The organism is Microvirga alba (assembly GCF_015694465.1).
Lineage (GTDB): Bacteria > Pseudomonadota > Alphaproteobacteria > Rhizobiales > Beijerinckiaceae > Microvirga > Microvirga alba.
The window spans coordinates 1-16,766 of record NZ_JADQDO010000023.1 but is presented as its reverse complement, the minus strand read 5'-3'; the positions used below and the strand labels follow the sequence as shown (position 1 = coordinate 16,766).

At 61.5% G+C, this 16,766-nt stretch carries 13 protein-coding genes and 1 tRNA gene; all 14 read right to left on the bottom strand.

Annotated elements, in window-relative coordinates; genetic code table 11:
• Positions 1-120: 120 nt before the first annotated feature.
• On the bottom strand, positions 121-2,196 hold the full coding sequence (gene fusA / locus I2H38_RS20525; RefSeq protein ID WP_196273734.1) for an elongation factor G: 2,076 nt from the start codon (positions 2,194-2,196) through the stop codon (positions 121-123).
• A 25-nt stretch (positions 2,197-2,221) separates the two neighbouring features.
• Positions 2,222-2,692, bottom strand: coding sequence for a 30S ribosomal protein S7 (gene rpsG, locus I2H38_RS20520; protein WP_196273733.1), 471 nt, complete (start codon positions 2,690-2,692; stop codon positions 2,222-2,224).
• A 34-nt stretch (positions 2,693-2,726) separates the two neighbouring features.
• Complete coding sequence (gene rpsL, locus I2H38_RS20515; protein WP_009764294.1) at positions 2,727-3,098, bottom strand: 30S ribosomal protein S12; 372 nt, start codon at positions 3,096-3,098, stop codon at positions 2,727-2,729.
• A 674-nt stretch (positions 3,099-3,772) separates the two neighbouring features.
• A complete protein-coding gene (gene rpoC, locus I2H38_RS20510; protein WP_196273732.1) occupies positions 3,773-7,948 on the bottom strand; it encodes a DNA-directed RNA polymerase subunit beta' in 4,176 nt (1,391 codons plus the stop codon).
• Between the two features lie 115 nt (positions 7,949-8,063).
• Positions 8,064-12,194, bottom strand: coding sequence for a DNA-directed RNA polymerase subunit beta (rpoB, locus tag I2H38_RS20505; protein ID WP_196273731.1), 4,131 nt, complete (start codon positions 12,192-12,194; stop codon positions 8,064-8,066).
• A gap of 259 nt (positions 12,195-12,453) precedes the next feature.
• Positions 12,454-12,828: a 50S ribosomal protein L7/L12 gene (rplL, locus tag I2H38_RS20500; protein WP_196273730.1), complete on the bottom strand. Its 375-nt coding sequence runs from the start codon at positions 12,826-12,828 to the stop codon at positions 12,454-12,456.
• Between the two features lie 53 nt (positions 12,829-12,881).
• Complete coding sequence (gene rplJ / locus I2H38_RS20495) at positions 12,882-13,400, bottom strand: 50S ribosomal protein L10 (RefSeq protein WP_196273729.1); 519 nt, start codon at positions 13,398-13,400, stop codon at positions 12,882-12,884.
• A gap of 542 nt (positions 13,401-13,942) precedes the next feature.
• Positions 13,943-14,086, bottom strand: a complete 144-nt coding sequence (locus tag I2H38_RS20490; RefSeq protein ID WP_196273728.1) for a hypothetical protein — start codon at positions 14,084-14,086, stop codon at positions 13,943-13,945.
• 113 nt (positions 14,087-14,199) lie between these two features.
• On the bottom strand, positions 14,200-14,901 hold the full coding sequence (rplA, locus tag I2H38_RS20485; protein ID WP_196273727.1) for a 50S ribosomal protein L1: 702 nt from the start codon (positions 14,899-14,901) through the stop codon (positions 14,200-14,202).
• A gap of 10 nt (positions 14,902-14,911) precedes the next feature.
• Complete coding sequence (rplK, locus tag I2H38_RS20480) at positions 14,912-15,340, bottom strand: 50S ribosomal protein L11 (RefSeq protein WP_196273726.1); 429 nt, start codon at positions 15,338-15,340, stop codon at positions 14,912-14,914.
• A gap of 317 nt (positions 15,341-15,657) precedes the next feature.
• Positions 15,658-16,191: a transcription termination/antitermination protein NusG gene (gene nusG / locus I2H38_RS20475; protein ID WP_196273725.1), complete on the bottom strand. Its 534-nt coding sequence runs from the start codon at positions 16,189-16,191 to the stop codon at positions 15,658-15,660.
• 12 nt (positions 16,192-16,203) lie between these two features.
• Positions 16,204-16,404 carry a preprotein translocase subunit SecE gene (gene secE, locus I2H38_RS20470; protein WP_196273724.1) on the bottom strand — a complete coding sequence of 67 codons (201 nt, stop codon included), beginning with the start codon at positions 16,402-16,404 and terminating at the stop codon, positions 16,204-16,206.
• Positions 16,405-16,566: 162 nt separating this feature from the next.
• Positions 16,567-16,643: transfer RNA gene (locus I2H38_RS20465), tRNA-Trp, on the bottom strand.
• A gap of 48 nt (positions 16,644-16,691) precedes the next feature.
• Positions 16,692-16,766, bottom strand: a 75-nt coding sequence (locus I2H38_RS20460; protein WP_196272249.1) for an EF-Tu C-terminal domain-related protein, incomplete at its 5' end; no start/stop codon positions are given.

Sequence of the window (16,766 nt, the reverse complement as noted above, 5' to 3'; positions counted from 1 at the left end):
CTTACCATGGTCAACGTGACCAATCGTCCCGATGTTGCAGTGCGGCTTAGTCCGCTCAAACTTTTCCTTCGCCATCGTGGCACCCGTTCTTTTAAATCTTCAGTTCGTTGTTCAATCGGTTCAGGCGTATTTCGCCTGAACCTCGGCAGCCACGTTCGACGGCACCTGTTCGTAGTGGTCGAACTGCATGGTGTAGTTGGCCCGGCCTTGGCTCATGCCACGCAGGGTGTTCACGTAACCGAACATGTTGGCGAGCGGGACCATCGCATTGATGACCACGGCATTGCCGCGCATGTCCTGGCCCTGGATCTGGCCACGGCGGGAGTTCAGATCGCCGATCACGGAGCCGGTGTAATCTTCCGGCGTCACGACCTCGACCTTCATCACCGGCTCCAGCAGAACCGAGCCGCCCTTCTGCAGTCCCTCACGGAGAGCCGCACGAGACGCGATTTCGAAGGCCAGAGCCGACGAATCGACCTCGTGGAAAGCGCCGTCGATGAGTTCGACCTTGAGATCGACCACCGGGAAGCCGGCAACGACGCCCGCACCCACCACCGACTGAAGGCCCTTTTCAACGCCGGGGATGTATTCCCGCGGCACCGCGCCACCAACGATCTTCGACTCGAAAGCAAAGCCAGCGCCCTGCTCGTTCGGCTCGACGACGATCTTCACGCGAGCGAACTGACCCGTACCACCCGTCTGCTTCTTGTGGGTGTAGTCGATCTCGGCCTTCTTCGTGATCGTCTCACGATAAGCGACCTGAGGTGCGCCCACATTCGCATCGACCTTGTAGGTACGACGGAGAATGTCGACCTTAATGTCGAGGTGAAGTTCGCCCATGCCCTTCAGGATCGTCTGGCCAGATTCCTGGTCGGTCGACACGCGGAAGGACGGATCTTCAGCAGCGAGCTTCGAAAGAGCCAGGCCCAACTTCTCCTGGTCAGCCTTCGACTTCGGCTCAATCGCGATCTCGATAACGGGCTCGGGGAACTCCATCTTCTCGAGGATCACCGGCTTGATCGAATCGCAGAGCGTATCACCCGTGCGGACTTCCTTGAGACCGGCAAGAGCGACGATGTCGCCTGCATAGGCCTCCTTGATGTCTTCGCGGTTGTTCGCATGCATCAGAAGCATACGACCGACGCGCTCTTTCTTGTCGCGGGTCGAGTTGAGGATGTTCGCACCCGCCTCGACCTTGCCCGAATAGACGCGGCAGAAGGTGATGGTTCCGACGAAGGGATCGTCCATGATCTTGAAGGCAAGCATGGAGAACGCTTCATCATCCATCGGCCGACGGATGGTCTCTTCCTCGGTCTTGAAGTCGATTCCCTTGATCGCTTCGCGATCGGCCGGCGACGGCAGGTAGTCGACGACGGCGTCGAGAAGTGGCTGAACGCCCTTGTTCTTGAACGCCGAACCGCAAAGCACGGGATGGAAAGCGCGACGCTGAACGGCGGTGCGCACCAGGCGACGCAGGGTGACCTCATCCGGCTCTTGGCCATCGAGGTAGGCCACCATGGCCTCGTCGTCCATTTCGACCGCAGCCTCAACGAGCTTGGCGCGATATTCCAGAGCCTGATCCTTCAGATCGGCCGGAATTTCGACTTCGTCGAACTTCGCACCGAGCGACTCGCCCGACCAGATGAGCGCTTTCATCTTGACGAGATCGATAACGCCCTGGAAATCGCTCTCCGCGCCGATCGGCAACTGAAGGCAAACAGGCTTACCGGCGACCCGGTCGATGATGTCGGCCACGCACTTGAAGAAGTTCGCGCCGATCTTGTCCATCTTGTTGACGAACACGACGCGCGGAACGTCATACTTGTCGGCCTGACGCCACACGGTCTCGGTCTGGGGCTCGACGCCCTGGTTGCCGTCGAGAACGCAGACAGCACCGTCAAGCACGCGAAGCGAACGCTCCACCTCAATGGTGAAGTCCACGTGGCCGGGAGTGTCGATGATGTTCAGGCGCTTATCATTCCAGAAGCAAGTGGTTGCTGCCGAAGTGATGGTGATGCCACGCTCCTGCTCCTGCTCCATCCAGTCCATCGTCGCGGAACCCTCGTGGGTCTCGCCGATCTTGTGGGACTTTCCGGTGTAGTAGAGGATACGCTCGGTCGTCGTGGTCTTACCGGCATCGATGTGCGCCATGATGCCGAAGTTGCGGTAGTCCTTAATCGCGTGCGTGCGTGGCATCGCTTAGCTCCTCAAGGTCCTGCCGTTACCAGCGATAGTGCGAGAACGCACGGTTGGCTTCCGCCATCCGGTGGGTATCTTCGCGCTTCTTCACGGCGTTGCCGCGGTTGTTCGACGCATCGAGCAACTCAGCGGAAAGCCGGTCGACCATGGTCTTGTCGTTGCGGCCGCGAGCAGCCTGGATGATCCAACGGATCGCCAGGGCCTGACGGCGCTCGGTACGAACCTCGACCGGAACCTGATAGGTCGCACCACCGACGCGGCGGGAACGGACTTCGATCGCCGGGGCGACGTTGTCGAGGGCCTGCTTGAACACCTCGAGCGGGTTCGCCTTGGCGCGGCTCTCGATGATCTCGAACGCACCGTAAACGATGCCTTCGGCAGCAGACTTCTTGCCGTCGTACATGATGGAATTCATGAACTTGGTGACGACGATATCCCCGAACTTGGCGTCCGGGATGATCTCACGCTTTTCGGCGCTGTGGCGGCGGGACATGAGCTGGCTCCGACCTCAATAATAGTTTGGCGGCTTACTTCGGCCGCTTCGCGCCGTACTTCGAACGACGCTGCTTACGATTCTTCACGCCCTGCGTGTCGAGGACACCGCGGAGAATGTGATAGCGAACACCCGGAAGGTCCTTCACACGGCCGCCGCGGATCATCACCACGGAGTGCTCCTGAAGGTTGTGGCCCTCGCCCGGGATATAACCGATGACTTCAAAGCCATTGGTCAGACGAACCTTAGCGACCTTACGAAGCGCCGAGTTCGGCTTCTTCGGGGTCGTCGTGTAGACGCGCGTGCACACGCCACGCTTCTGCGGGCAGGCCTCAAGCGCGGGAACCTTATTCCGGCTCTTTTGCGCCGTCCGCGGCTTGCGGATCAGCTGACTGATCGTTGGCATCCTGTGCCCTCTTTCAACAGCCACCGCCAGGTGGCCTTTGAGTGTCTTCAACGGTTTCACGCCGCACTGCGACGCCTTGGCGAGCCCTTGAGCCTGCACAAAACGAAGCCGCGCCATTGGCCTAGAAAAGCCCTTAGCGCGGTGCGATTGCAGAGGACCACGGCTTTTTAAGACCGCGATCGTGCCCTAAATCTGACGGTTGTCAGTCAAGGTTGAGTTCGGCAGCGTTTAGGTCGCATTGGGTCGAAGCTAGGCGCTTCGACTGGCTAAAACCTACGGCCCGCCGGAAAGTCCGGTTTCTCTAGCCGCCGAGTCGCGAAAAGTCAACTCTTTTCCCCAACCCCCGCCAAGGGTCTCCGCCCTGGCATCGTTTCCGCCCCGCTCGTTCGCAACGACAGGTTCTATTTACCTGCCACGAGGGCGCTTTCCCCTCCCCAGACGGAACGGCGTCGTATCCGCGAGGAGAAGCATCCAGTCCCGACGGCGCCTGCACAGCGCTCCCTGAAAGAAGCGCGCCCAGGTCAATGCGTCGCAGGGTTCCTGGACGTGCCGAGGCTCGAGGCCCCTCACCTCTCACCTTGAGCACCGGACGGCATGGCGGGCGCATCAGGCTGGAGAAAACAATAAGGCCGCCCGGAGGCGGCCTTATCAAGCTTTGTAGCGTCAGGCGCCGGTTATTCCGCCGCCGGGGGCAGCTCGCTGACCTGAGCCTGGGACTCGGCGCGCTTCTGCTGGAGGATCAACTCGTCGCGGTGGGCTGCGACGGCCTTGATCTGGGCATTGAGCGCGCCCGTGCCGGCCGGGATGAGGCTGCCGACGATGACGTTCTCCTTGAGACCCTCGAGGGTATCGACCTTGCCGTTGACCGCCGCCTCGGTGAGGACGCGGGTGGTCTCCTGGAAGGACGCCGCCGAGATGAAGGAGCGAGTCTGCAGCGAGGCCTTCGTGATACCGAGCAGAACCGGCACGCCAACGGCGGGCTTCTTCTTCTCGTCCACGAGCTTCTCGTTGATCTCCTCCAGCTCCAGACGATCGATCTGCTCGCCCGACAGCAACTCGGAATCGCCGCCGTCTGTGATCTCGACCTTCTGCAGCATCTGGCGAACGATCACCTCGATGTGCTTGTCGTTGATAAGCACGCCCTGAAGGCGATAGACCTCCTGGATCTCGTTCACGAGGTAGGCAGCGAGCTCCTCGACGCCCTTGATCGCAAGGATGTCGTGCGGGGCCGGGTTGCCGTCGACGATGAAGTCGCCAAGCTCGACCACGTCGCCGTCCTGCAGGTGGATGTGCTTGCCCTTGGGGATCAAGTACTCCACCGCCTCCGAGCCATCGTGCGGCGTCAGCGTCAGACGACGCTTGTTCTTGTAGTCGCGGCCGAACTGAATCGTGCCGGACTTCTCCGCAATGATGGCAGCGTCCTTCGGACGACGCGCTTCGAACAACTCCGCCACGCGCGGCAGACCGCCAGTGATGTCGCGAGTCTTGGCGCTTTCCGTCGAAACACGGGCGAGAACGTCACCCGCCTTGAGTTTCGTGCCCGGATCGGCGGCGAGGATCGCGTCCACCGGCAGCAGGTAGCGAGCGTCGCTGCCGCGGGCCAGCTTGGCAACTTTGCCGCCCTTGCCCTCGATGATGACCGCCGGACGCAGATCGGCGGTACGAGCCGAACTGCGCCAATCGATCACAACGCGCTTCGCGATGCCGGTCGACTCGTCCATCGTCTCCACCATGGAGGCGCCGTCGACGAGGTCTTCGTAACCCACCACGCCTTCGATTTCCGTGAGGATCGGACGGGAATAGGGATCCCACTCGGCGATGCGCTGGCCGCGCTTGATCTGATCACCCTCGTCCACCTTCAGACGGGAACCGTATTGCAGGCGGTGAACCGCGCGCTCGGTGCCGTCCGGACCGGTGATCACAACAGCCACGTTGCGACCCATGACGACGAGATCGCCATCCGAGTTCCGCGCAATGTTCTTGTTGCGGAAGCCGATCGTGCCCTCGAAGCTCGATTCGAAGAAGGACGAGTCGGCAATCTGCGCCGCGCCACCAATGTGGAAGGTACGCATGGTGAGCTGCGTGCCCGGCTCGCCGATGGACTGCGCCGCGATGACGCCGACCGCTTCGCCGTGGTTGACCGGGGTGCCCCGAGCAAGGTCGCGACCGTAGCAGGTGGCGCAGACGCCGTTCTTGGACGCGCAAACGAGAACCGAACGGATCTTCACTTCCTGAATGCCCGCGGCGGTGATGGCCTCGAGATGCGGCTCCTCGATCATCGTGCCCTTGGCGACGATGATCGCGCCATCGGCATTGACCAGATCCTCGGCGGTCGAACGGCCCAGGATGCGGGAGCCCAACGTCGCGACCACCTGGCCAGCGTCGATGATGGCCCGCATGCGGATGCCCTTCTCGGTGCCGCAATCGGGTTCGCGAATGACCGCGTCCTGCGCCACGTCCACGAGACGACGAGTCAGATAACCCGAGTTCGCGGTCTTGAGCGCGGTGTCAGCAAGGCCCTTACGAGCACCGTGGGTCGAGTTGAAGTACTCGAGAACGTCGAGGCCTTCCTTGAAGTTCGAGATGATCGGCGTCTCAATGATCTCGCCCGACGGCTTGGCCATGAGGCCGCGCATGGCAGCGAGCTGCTTCATCTGCGCCGGCGAACCACGGGCACCGGAGTGCGACATCATGTAGATGGAATTGACCGGCTTATCGCGGCCGCTCTCATCCTTCTTCACCGAGGAAATGCGGTTCATCATCTCGCCAGCGAGACGATCCGAGCACTTCGCCCAAGCGTCGACGACCTTGTTGTATTTCTCACCCTGGGTGATGAGGCCGTCCTGGTACTGCTGCTCGTAATCCTTCGCGAGCGCGCGGGTTTCCTCGACGATCTCCCACTTGTTCTCGGGGATCACCATGTCGTCCTTGCCGAACGAAATGCCCGCGCGGAACGCATTGTAGAAGCCGAGCTTCATGATGCGATCGCAGAAGATGACCGATTCCTTCTGACCGCAATGCCGGTAGACGGCATCGATCATGTTGGAGATCTCCTTCTTCGTCATGAGCTTGTTCACGACTTCGTAAGGCAGGTTCACGTGCGGAGGCACAAGGCGCGAGAGCATCACGCGACCGGGAGTGGTCTCGACGATGCGGCTCACGGGCTTGCCGTCCTCACCAAGACCTTCCCAGCGGTACCGGATTTTGGAGTGGAGCGTGATCACCTTCTCGTTCAAGGCATGCTCGATCTCGCCCATATCGGCGAAAGCCTTGCCTTGGCCCGGCTCGCCGTCGGACATGATCGAGAGATAATACAGACCCAGAACGATGTCCTGCGACGGCACGATGATCGGCTGACCGTTGGCCGGGTGCAGGATGTTGTTGGTCGACATCATGAGCACGCGGGCTTCGAGCTGCGCCTCGAGCGAGAGCGGCACGTGCACGGCCATCTGGTCGCCGTCGAAGTCCGCGTTGAACGCGGCGCAGACGAGCGGGTGCAGCTGGATCGCCTTGCCTTCGATCAGGGTGGGTTCGAACGCCTGGATGCCGAGACGGTGCAGGGTCGGCGCGCGGTTCAGGAGAACCGGATGCTCGCGGATGACCTCGTCCAGAATATCCCAAACCTCGGGCTTCTCCTTCTCGACGAGCTTCTTCGCCTGCTTGACGGTGGCGGACAGGCCGCGCGCGTCGAGCTTGGCGTAGATGAACGGCTTGAAGAGCTCGAGCGCCATCTTCTTCGGCAGGCCGCACTGATGGAGCTTGAGCTCCGGACCCACGACGATGACCGAACGGCCGGAATAGTCGACGCGCTTGCCGAGCAGGTTCTGACGGAACCGGCCCTGCTTGCCCTTGAGCATATCGGCAAGCGACTTCAGCGGACGCTTGTTGGCGCCCGTGATGACGCGGCCGCGGCGGCCGTTGTCGAACAGGGCGTCAACCGCCTCCTGAAGCATGCGCTTCTCGTTGCGGATGATGATGTCCGGCGCGCGCAGTTCGATCAGCCGCTTCAAGCGGTTGTTGCGGTTGATGACGCGGCGATAGAGGTCGTTCAGATCCGAGGTCGCGAAGCGGCCGCCGTCGAGTGGAACCAGCGGACGAAGATCCGGCGGGATCACCGGAACAACCGTCAGGATCATCCACTCGGGCTTGTTGCCGGACTGGATGAACGCCTCGATGATCTTGAGGCGCTTCAACAGCTTCTTCGGCTTCAGCTCCGACGTCGTCGTCGCGATTTCTTCGCGGGTGTCGGCAGCGACCTTCTCCAGGTCGAGTTCCTGCAGAATGCGACGGATCGCTTCCGCGCCGATCATGGCCGTGAAGGTATCCTCACCGAACTCGTCCTGAGCGCGGATATATTCTTCCTCGCTGAGGAGCTGACGGTCCTTAAGCGGCGTCAGGCCCGCATCGACGACGATGTAGGACTCGAAATAGAGGATGCGCTCGAGATCCTTCAGCGTCATGTCGAGCAAGAGACCAATGCGGCTCGGCAGCGACTTGAGGAACCAGATGTGCGCGACGGGAGCGGCCAGCTCGATGTGGCCCATGCGGTCGCGCCGGACGCGCGCCAGCGTCACCTCGACGCCGCACTTCTCGCAGATCACGCCCTTGTACTTCATGCGCTTGTACTTACCGCACAAGCACTCGTAATCCTTGATCGGGCCGAAGATCCGCGCGCAGAACAAGCCATCGCGCTCGGGCTTGAACGTGCGGTAATTGATGGTCTCAGGCTTTTTGATTTCGCCATAAGACCAGGACAGAATCTTCTCAGGGCTCGCGATCGAGATCTTGATCTGATCGAAGCTCTGCGGCTGCGCCGTTTGATTGAAAAGATTCATGACCTCTTGATTCATCGCCGTCTCCTGGGCTGAAGGGCGCTTCAAAAGCACCCTCACCGGCAATTGCATGAGGCCGCGGGATCAAATGGTCCGCGGCCCAATCGTAAAACTCGAACGGCTTCGCGCCGCCTTATTCGGCCGCCTCGGACGGGGGCAGTTGCTCCGTCTCGTTGGCGGCCTTCTTGGAGTTGGTAAGCTCCACGTTCAGGCCGAGCGAACGCATTTCCTTCACGAGAACGTTGAAGCTCTCCGGAATGCCCGACTCGAAGGTGTCGTCGCCACGAACGATGGCCTCATAGACCTTCGTGCGGCCCGCCACGTCGTCCGACTTGACGGTGAGCATTTCCTGCAAGGTGTACGCAGCGCCGTAAGCCTCGAGTGCCCACACCTCCATTTCGCCGAAGCGCTGGCCGCCGAACTGGGCCTTACCGCCCAGCGGCTGCTGGGTGACGAGGCTGTAGGGGCCGATGGAGCGGGCGTGGATCTTGTCGTCCACGAGGTGGTGGAGCTTCAACATATAGATGTAGCCCACCGTGACCTTACGGTCGAAGGCGTCGCCGGTCTTGCCGTCATAGAGAGTGACCTGACCGGACGGGTTGAGACCCGCCTTTTCGAGCATCACCTCGATGTCCGCTTCCTTCGCGCCGTCGAAGACAGGCGTGGCGAACGGAACGCCGCGGCGCAGATTGTTGCCCAGCTCGACCAGTTCCTCGTCCGAAGACTGCTCGATTTCCGGCATGTTGCCGTAAATCGAGGTCAGCTGTTCGCGCAGCGCAGTGGCCTTGCCGGACTTCATGTAGAGATCGACCGCCTGGGCGACCTGCTTGCCGAGACCGGCAGCAGCCCAACCAAGGTGCGTCTCCAGGATCTGACCGACGTTCATGCGGCTCGGCACGCCGAGCGGGTTGAGCACGATGTCGGCATGGGTCCCGTCCTCAAGGAACGGCATGTCCTCGATCGGCACGATGCGCGAGACGACGCCCTTGTTGCCGTGGCGGCCTGCCATCTTGTCGCCGGGCTGGATCTTGCGCTTCACCGCCACGAAGACCTTGACCATCTTCATGACGCCGGGCGGAAGTTCGTCGCCGCGCTGAAGCTTCTCGACCTTGTCGAGGAAGCGCTGTTCGAGGCGCTTCTTGGACTCGTCGTATTGCTTCTGGATGGCTTCGATTTCGGCCATCCGCGCATCGTCGGCGAGCGCGAACTGCCACCATTGCGACCGCGGATACTCGTTGAGGAGATCGCGGGTGATCTTGGCGTCCTTCTTGAAGCCCTTCGGGCCGGCAACGCCGCTCTGACCGATGAGAATTTCGGCCAGACGGGCATAGGTGTTGCGGTCGAGAATCGCCTGCTCGTCGTCGCGGTCCTTCGCGAGACGCTCGATCTCTTCGCGCTCGATAGCTTGAGCGCGCTCGTCCTTGTCGACACCGTGCCGGTTGAACACGCGGACTTCAACAATCGTGCCGGTCACGCCCGGGGGGACGCGCAGGCTGGTATCGCGGACGTCGGAAGCCTTCTCGCCGAAGATGGCGCGCAGAAGCTTTTCTTCCGGCGTCATCGGGCTTTCACCCTTCGGCGTAATCTTGCCGACAAGGATGTCGCCCGCATGAACCTCAGCGCCGATATAGACGATGCCAGCCTCGTCGAGGTTCTTCAGCGCTTCTTCCGAAACGTTCGGAATGTCGCGCGTGATTTCCTCAGGACCGAGCTTCGTGTCGCGGGCCATCACCTCGAATTCCTCGATGTGGATCGAGGTGAAGACGTCGTCCTTCACAATCCGCTCGGAGAGCAGGATCGAGTCTTCGAAGTTGTAGCCGTTCCACGGCATGAACGCGACGAGCACGTTGCGGCCGAGAGCGAGTTCACCAAGCTCCGTCGACGGGCCGTCGGCGATGATGTCGCCCTTACGGACGACGTCGCCGGCGCGGATCAGCGGCTTCTGCGTGATGCAGGTCGACTGGTTCGAGCGCTGGAACTTCTGCAGACGGTAGATGTCGACGCCCGGACGGGTCGGGTCGGTTTCTTCCGTGGCGCGGATAACGATACGGGTCGCGTCGACCTGGTCGACGATGCCCGCCCGGCGAGCCGCGATGGCGGCGCCGGAGTCGCGAGCGACGATCGCTTCCATGCCGGTACCGACGAACGGAGCGTCCGCCTGCACGAGCGGCACGGCCTGACGCTGCATGTTCGAGCCCATGAGCGCGCGGTTCGCGTCGTCGTTCTCCAGGAACGGAATGAGCGCGGCGGCAACCGACACGAGCTGCTTCGGCGACACGTCCATCAGATCGACGCGATCGGGCGCGACCATGGTCGTTTCACCGGCGCGACGGCAGACGACCAGCTCTTCGGTGAGCGCGCCGTTGGAGTCGATGGCGGCGTTGGCCTGGGCGACGTTGTACTTCGCCTCTTCCATAGCCGAGAGGTACACGACTTCGCTCGTCACCTTGCTGTCGCGCACGCGACGGAAAGGCGTCTCGATGAAGCCGTACTTGTTCACGCGGGCAAAGGTCGCGAGTGAGTTGATCAGACCGATATTCGGGCCTTCCGGCGTCTCAATCGGGCAGATGCGGCCGTAGTGGGTCAGGTGCACGTCGCGCACTTCGAAGCCTGCGCGCTCGCGGGTCAGACCGCCCGGGCCAAGTGCCGAAAGACGACGCTTGTGCGTGACCTCGGAGAGCGGGTTGGTCTGGTCCATGAACTGCGAGAGCTGCGACGAGCCGAAGAATTCGCGCACGGCGGCGGCCGCCGGCTTCGCGTTGATCAGGTCCTGCGGCATGACGGTGTCGATATCGACCGACGACATGCGCTCCTTGATCGCGCGCTCCATGCGGAGCAGACCCAGACGATACTGGTTCTCCATGAGCTCGCCGACCGAACGCACACGGCGGTTGCCGAGGTGGTCGATGTCGTCGATTTCGCCCTTACCGTCGCGCAGGTCCACGAGCGCCTTTGCCACGGCGAGGATGTCCTCGCGGCGAAGCGTGCGCACGGTGTCTTCCGCGTCGAGGTCGAGGCGCATGTTCATCTTCACGCGACCGACCGCCGAGAGGTCGTAGCGCTCCGGATCGAAGAACAGCGAGTTGAACATATTTTCCGCCGTCTCGAGGATCGGCGGCTCGCCCGGACGCATGACGCGGTAGATGTCGAACAGCGCATCCTCACGCGAGGAGGCCTTGTCCACGGCGAGCGTGTTGCGGATGTAGGGACCGACATTGACGTGATCGATGTCGAGAACCGGAATCTCGTGAAGCCCGGCTTCTTCGAGCCCCTTCAACAACTTCTCGGTGATCTCGTCGCCAGCTTCAGCGTAGATTTCGCCGGTGTTGGCATTGACCAGATCCTCGGCGATGTACTGGCCGAACAGATCCTCGTCCGTGGCGCGCAGGTCCGTGAGGCCCTTCTCGGCCAGCTGACGGGCCGCACGGGCGGTCAGCTTCTTGCCGGCTTCGAGCACAACCTCGCCCGTCTTGGCATCGATGAGGTCCGCACTGGCCTTGAAGCCCTTCATGCGCTCGGCATCGAAGGGAACGGTCCAGCCATCCTTGGCGCGGGAGTAGATCAGATGGTTGTAGAAGGTGTTGAGAATCTCTTCCCCGTCGAGGCCCAGCGCATAGAGCAGCGACGTGACGGGCAGCTTACGCTTCCGGTCGATACGGGCATAGACGATGTCCTTGGCGTCGAATTCGATATCGAGCCATGAACCGCGGTAGGGGATGATGCGTGCGGCAAAGAGCAGCTTACCCGAAGAATGGGTCTTGCCCTTGTCGTGATCGAAGAACACGCCCGGCGAACGGTGCATCTGCGAGACGATGACGCGCTCGGTGCCGTTGACGATGAAGGTGCCGTTATCCGTCATGAGCGGCATGTCGCCCATGTAGACGTCCTGCTCCTTGATGTCCTTGACGGAGCGAGCGCCGGTATCGGGATCGACATCGAACACGATGAGGCGCAGCGTGACCTTGAGCGGCGCAGCAAAGGTCATGCCCCGCTGGCGGCACTCGTCCACGTCGTATTTCGGCGGCTCGAACGTGTACTTCACGAACTCGAGCAAGGCGGTGTTAGAAAAGTCCGAAATCGGGAAAACCGACTTGAAGACAGCTTGCAATCCCTCTTCCGGCCGGCCACCCTTCGGCTCTTCGACCATCAGGAACTGGTCGTAGGACGCCTTTTGAACCTCAATGAGGTTCGGCATCTCCGCCACTTCCTTGATTTTTCCGAAGAACTTGCGAATGCGCTTCCGGCCGATCAGTGTGTTGGCCATCTGGACCTCGTTCCTCATACACGGCTAATCGAGCGGCCCTACCCTGCCAGGACGCTCGATTAGCCGCCCGACGGCTGCAGCCGCCAGTCTAATCCACAAAATCTCGGACCGCTTCGGTCCCTAATGTCGCCGCGACGGACAGACTTTCAGGAGCCTGACCTCTTTGACGACACAACGGCCCCAAGCAAAACTGCCTGGGACCGCGTGTTCTATATCCCGACTGACGCCGGGGTAACCCTGCAGCCTTGCGGCCGCAAAATTACTTGAGCTCGACCTTGGCGCCGACCTTCTCAAGGGTTTCCTTGATCTTCTGGGCCTCTTCCTTGGTCGCGCCTTCCTTGACGGGCTTCGGCGCGCCTTCGACGAGGTCCTTGGCTTCCTTGAGGCCCAGGCCGGTGATGGCACGGACTTCCTTAATAACTTCGATCTTCTTGTCGCCGGCGGAGGCGAGGATGACCGTGAATTCGGTCTGCTCTTCAGCAGCCGCAGCAGCGCCACCAGCCGGAGCAGCCGCAACAGCGACAGCAGCAGCGGCGGAAACGCCCCACTTCTCTTCGAGGAGCTTCGCGAGCTCAGCAGCCTCGAGAACGGTCAGCGACGAGAGATCGTCAACAAGCTTGGCAAGATCGGCCATGGATTTCAGTCCTTAAGTTCAGTTCGAACAGTTGATGGTTAAGGGTTACGGCCTCACGCCGCTTCGCCTGTCTTGGCATAGGCCCCGAAAACGCGGGCGAGCTTCGCCGCCGGCGCAGTGCTGAGCTGAGCGATCTTGGTAGCCGGAGCCTGGACAAGGCCGACCAACTTAGCGCGCAGTTCATCAAGGGACGGCAGAACGGCAAGCGCCTTCACTCCGTCCACGTTCAGGGCGGTCGCGCCCATTGCGCCACCAAGGATCACGAGCTTGTCGTTAGCCTTGGCGAAATTGACAGCGACCTTGGGCGCCGCGACCGGATCGCTCGAATAAGCGATCAGGGTCGGACCTTTCATAAGGCCCGAGATGGACGCGACGTCCGTGCCTTCGAGAGCGATTTTGGCGAGGCTGTTCTTTGCGACCTTGACGGTGGCACCGACCTGCTTCATCTGCGCGCGCAGCTTCTGCATGTCAGCGACGGTCAGGCCAGCATAGTGGGCGACGACGACCACGTTCGTGTTCGCAAACACGCCGTTGAGCGTCGAGACGAGCTCGCGTTTTGCTGCTCTTTCCACTGGGCTCTCTCCGGTTGGCGGAATAAATCCGCCGGTTGCACCTGTCGCTTGAAGCGCCCAGACTTGCGCCTGGAGCATCTCAAACGACGCTCTCGCAAGCCCTGTCCCCCAAATCACGCCTTTTTCGGGCGCACCGGGTGAGATGGTTCGAACCGATACCCTTCGTCCGCGTTAGCGAACGTGAAATACGGCTTCCCCGTCTATGCAGGCCCTCTCGAATTAAGCTGGACAAGCCAGCGCCTGCAGTCTCGGACAGGACATAGCCGGAAAAAGTCAAAGGTTACCCTTTGCCCTTCCGGCCTGTCACCGCTTCGTTTCCGAAGCGGATTCGTTGCCGCCGGCTCCGTTACTCTAGACAGTAACTCCTGCCGGACGGCGATTTTCGTGAATCTAGAACGCTCCTCTTACGGCTTTTCTCCGGAAAAGCCAAGAGGCAATTAACGCCGCATCGGGATTCCCAATCGGGATTCCCAAAGGACGCCTGCTTCAGGTATGCGCGGGCGGGCGGGTTTTCAAGTCGCACCTTCCGCTAGGGCAGAACCTTACGGTGACCGGCGACGCCTCGCGAAGGTTCTGACCGTCGCCCTCCCCGTCAGGATCATCGAAATCGCGACAGCCGCCGCCGCGAAGCTTCCAATGTCAGCGGCGAAATCGCGCAGCTCGGCGAGGGCAGCCAGAAACGTCATTACGCAACCTCATAACAGCCCAAACATCGGCTGGGGGCCTCCCGCATGTCAAGCTGACAAAAGAAAGGCCCGGCGCTCGCGCACCGGGCCTTATCAGATCTTTGCAATTCGTCTTAGCCGTTGAGAACGGACGACGGATCAACCTTGACGCCCGGGCCCATCGTCGACGAGACGGCGACGCGCTGGATGTAGGTGCCCTTGGCCCCAGTCGGCTTTGCCTTGGCGACGGCGTCGGCGAAAGCCTTGATGTTCTCGACCAGCTTGGCCTCGTCGAAGGACGCCTTGCCGATACCGGCATGGACGATACCAGCCTTCTCGACACGGAACTCGACCGCGCCGCCCTTGGCAGCTTCGACCGCGCCCTTCACGTCCATGGTGACGGTGCCGACCTTCGGGTTCGGCATCATGCCGCGCGGGCCGAGCACCTTACCGAGACGGCCGACGAGCGGCATCATGTCCGGGGTCGCGATGCAGCGATCGAACTCGATCTTGCCGCCGTTGACGATTTCGAACAGGTCCTCTGCGCCCACCACGTCGGCGCCAGCGGCCTTGGCCTCATCCGCCTTGGCGCCACGGGCGAAGACCGCCACGCGGACCGTACGGCCGGAGCCGTTGGGCAGATTGCAGACGCCGCGGACCATCTGGTCGGCGTGACGGGGATCGACGCCGAGATTCATCGAGACTTCGACCGTCTCGTCGAACTTCGCCTTGGCGCGTTCCTTGATCAGCTTCACGGCATCCTGGATCGCGTAGAGCTTGGTGGCGTCGATGCCCTCGCGGGCGGCGCGGATGCGCTTACCTTCTTTAACAGCCATGATGCCCTCCTTACGCCACTTCCATGCCCATCGAGCGCGCGGAGCCCTCGATCATGGACATGGCGGATTCAACGGTGTCGCAGTTGAGATCGACCATCTTCTTCTCGGCGATCTCGCGGATCTGGGCCACGGTCACCTTGCCGACCTTGTTGCCCTTGCCGGGGGTCTGCGAACCCTTGTCGATCTTCGCTGCCTTCTTGAGGAAGTACGAGACCGGAGGCTGCTTCATCTCGAAGGTGAAGGAGCGATCCTGATACGCGGTGATGATCACCGGGATCGGGGTGCCCTTCTCCATCTGCGCGGTCTTCGCATTGAAGGCCTTGCAGAATTCCATGATGTTCAGGCCGCGCTGACCGAGCGCGGGACCGATCGGGGGCGACGGGTTGGCCGCACCGGCGGGGACCTGGAGCTTAACGTAGCCCGAGATTTTCTTTGCCATAGGACTGCTTTCCAATGGACCATCCGCCCGGCGCCAACCGAACGGAGTGGTGGTTGCAGGTCGCGGTGCAGTCTGAAGAATCCCAGTTGGCGAACCGGGCAGACCTCCCGCGGATGAAGGCTTCTCAACGAAGCCGATCCAGACCAGCGGACCGGTCAGGAATTCTTGCCGTCATTCCGGGGCGCCTGAAGGGCGAACCCGGAACCCATAAACACGAGGTCTATGGGTTTGCGACGAAACCGTTCCGTTTCCGATAGAAACGTTAGCGGTTATGGGGTTCCGGATGCCGTTTCGCGGCCACGGAACGGCCGCTAAGGTCAAACCTTTTCGACCTGAGCGTATTCGAGCTCGACCGGCGTCGCGCGGCCGAAGATGGACACGGCCACCTTGAGGCGCGCCCTTGCCTCGTCCACTTCCTCGACGATGCCATTGAAGGAAGCGAACGGGCCGTCGGAAACGCGGACCTGCTCACCCACCTCGAAGCTGACGGACGGCTTCGGATGTTCGACACCCTCCGCCACCTGGCCCTTGATGCGCTCGGCTTCGCGGTCCGGAATCGGAACCGGCTTGGCCTTGTCGGCGCCCAGGAAGCCGGTCACCTTCGGCGTATTCTTGATAAGGTGATAGACCTCGTCGGTCAGATCGCACTTCACCAGGACGTAGCCCGGGAAGAACTTGCGCTCCGTATCGACCTTACGGCCACGGCGCACTTCGACGACCTTCTCGGTCGGCACCATGACCTCGTCGAACTTGTCCTCGAGGCCACGTTGAGCCGCCTGATCCTTGATGGACTGGGCAACCTTGTTTTCGAAATTCGAATAAGCGTGGACGATGTACCAACGCTTCGTCATCGCATCCACCTCTTAACCGCCAAGCCCAAGGATAAGCGAGTGCACTCCCCAGCCGATCGCCTGATCGACCACGAGGAAGAATACGCTCGCAAGCACGACCATTACGAAAACCATGGCCGTCGTGATCATGGTCTCCTTGCGCGTCGGCCAGGTCACCTTCGCGGCTTCCGAGCGGACCTGCTGTATGAAATCGAACGGGTTCGTCTTCGCCATTTGCCTACGTCCGCCCTGCCAGAAACCGGCTGTGAACGTCCTCTGAGGGCACCATTGGGGCCCAAATTGAAGGGGCGCGAGACCGCTTCCGGATCTCGCGCCGCCTGTTTAAACCATCAGCGGGGCGCTCTTTAACGCAAAACGCCCGCTTTGTCGATCCACTGGCAGGAGTGGAGGGACTCGAACCCCCAACCCCCGGTTTTGGAGACCGGTGCTCTAGCCAATTGAGCTACACTCCTCCGGTGGACCAACGGGCGGCGGCGAACCGCCGCCCGAAGAAGAATAGATTAATCCAAGACCTGGGCGACGACGCCGGCGCCGACGGTGCGGCCACCTTCACGGATAGCGAAGCGGAGCTTCTC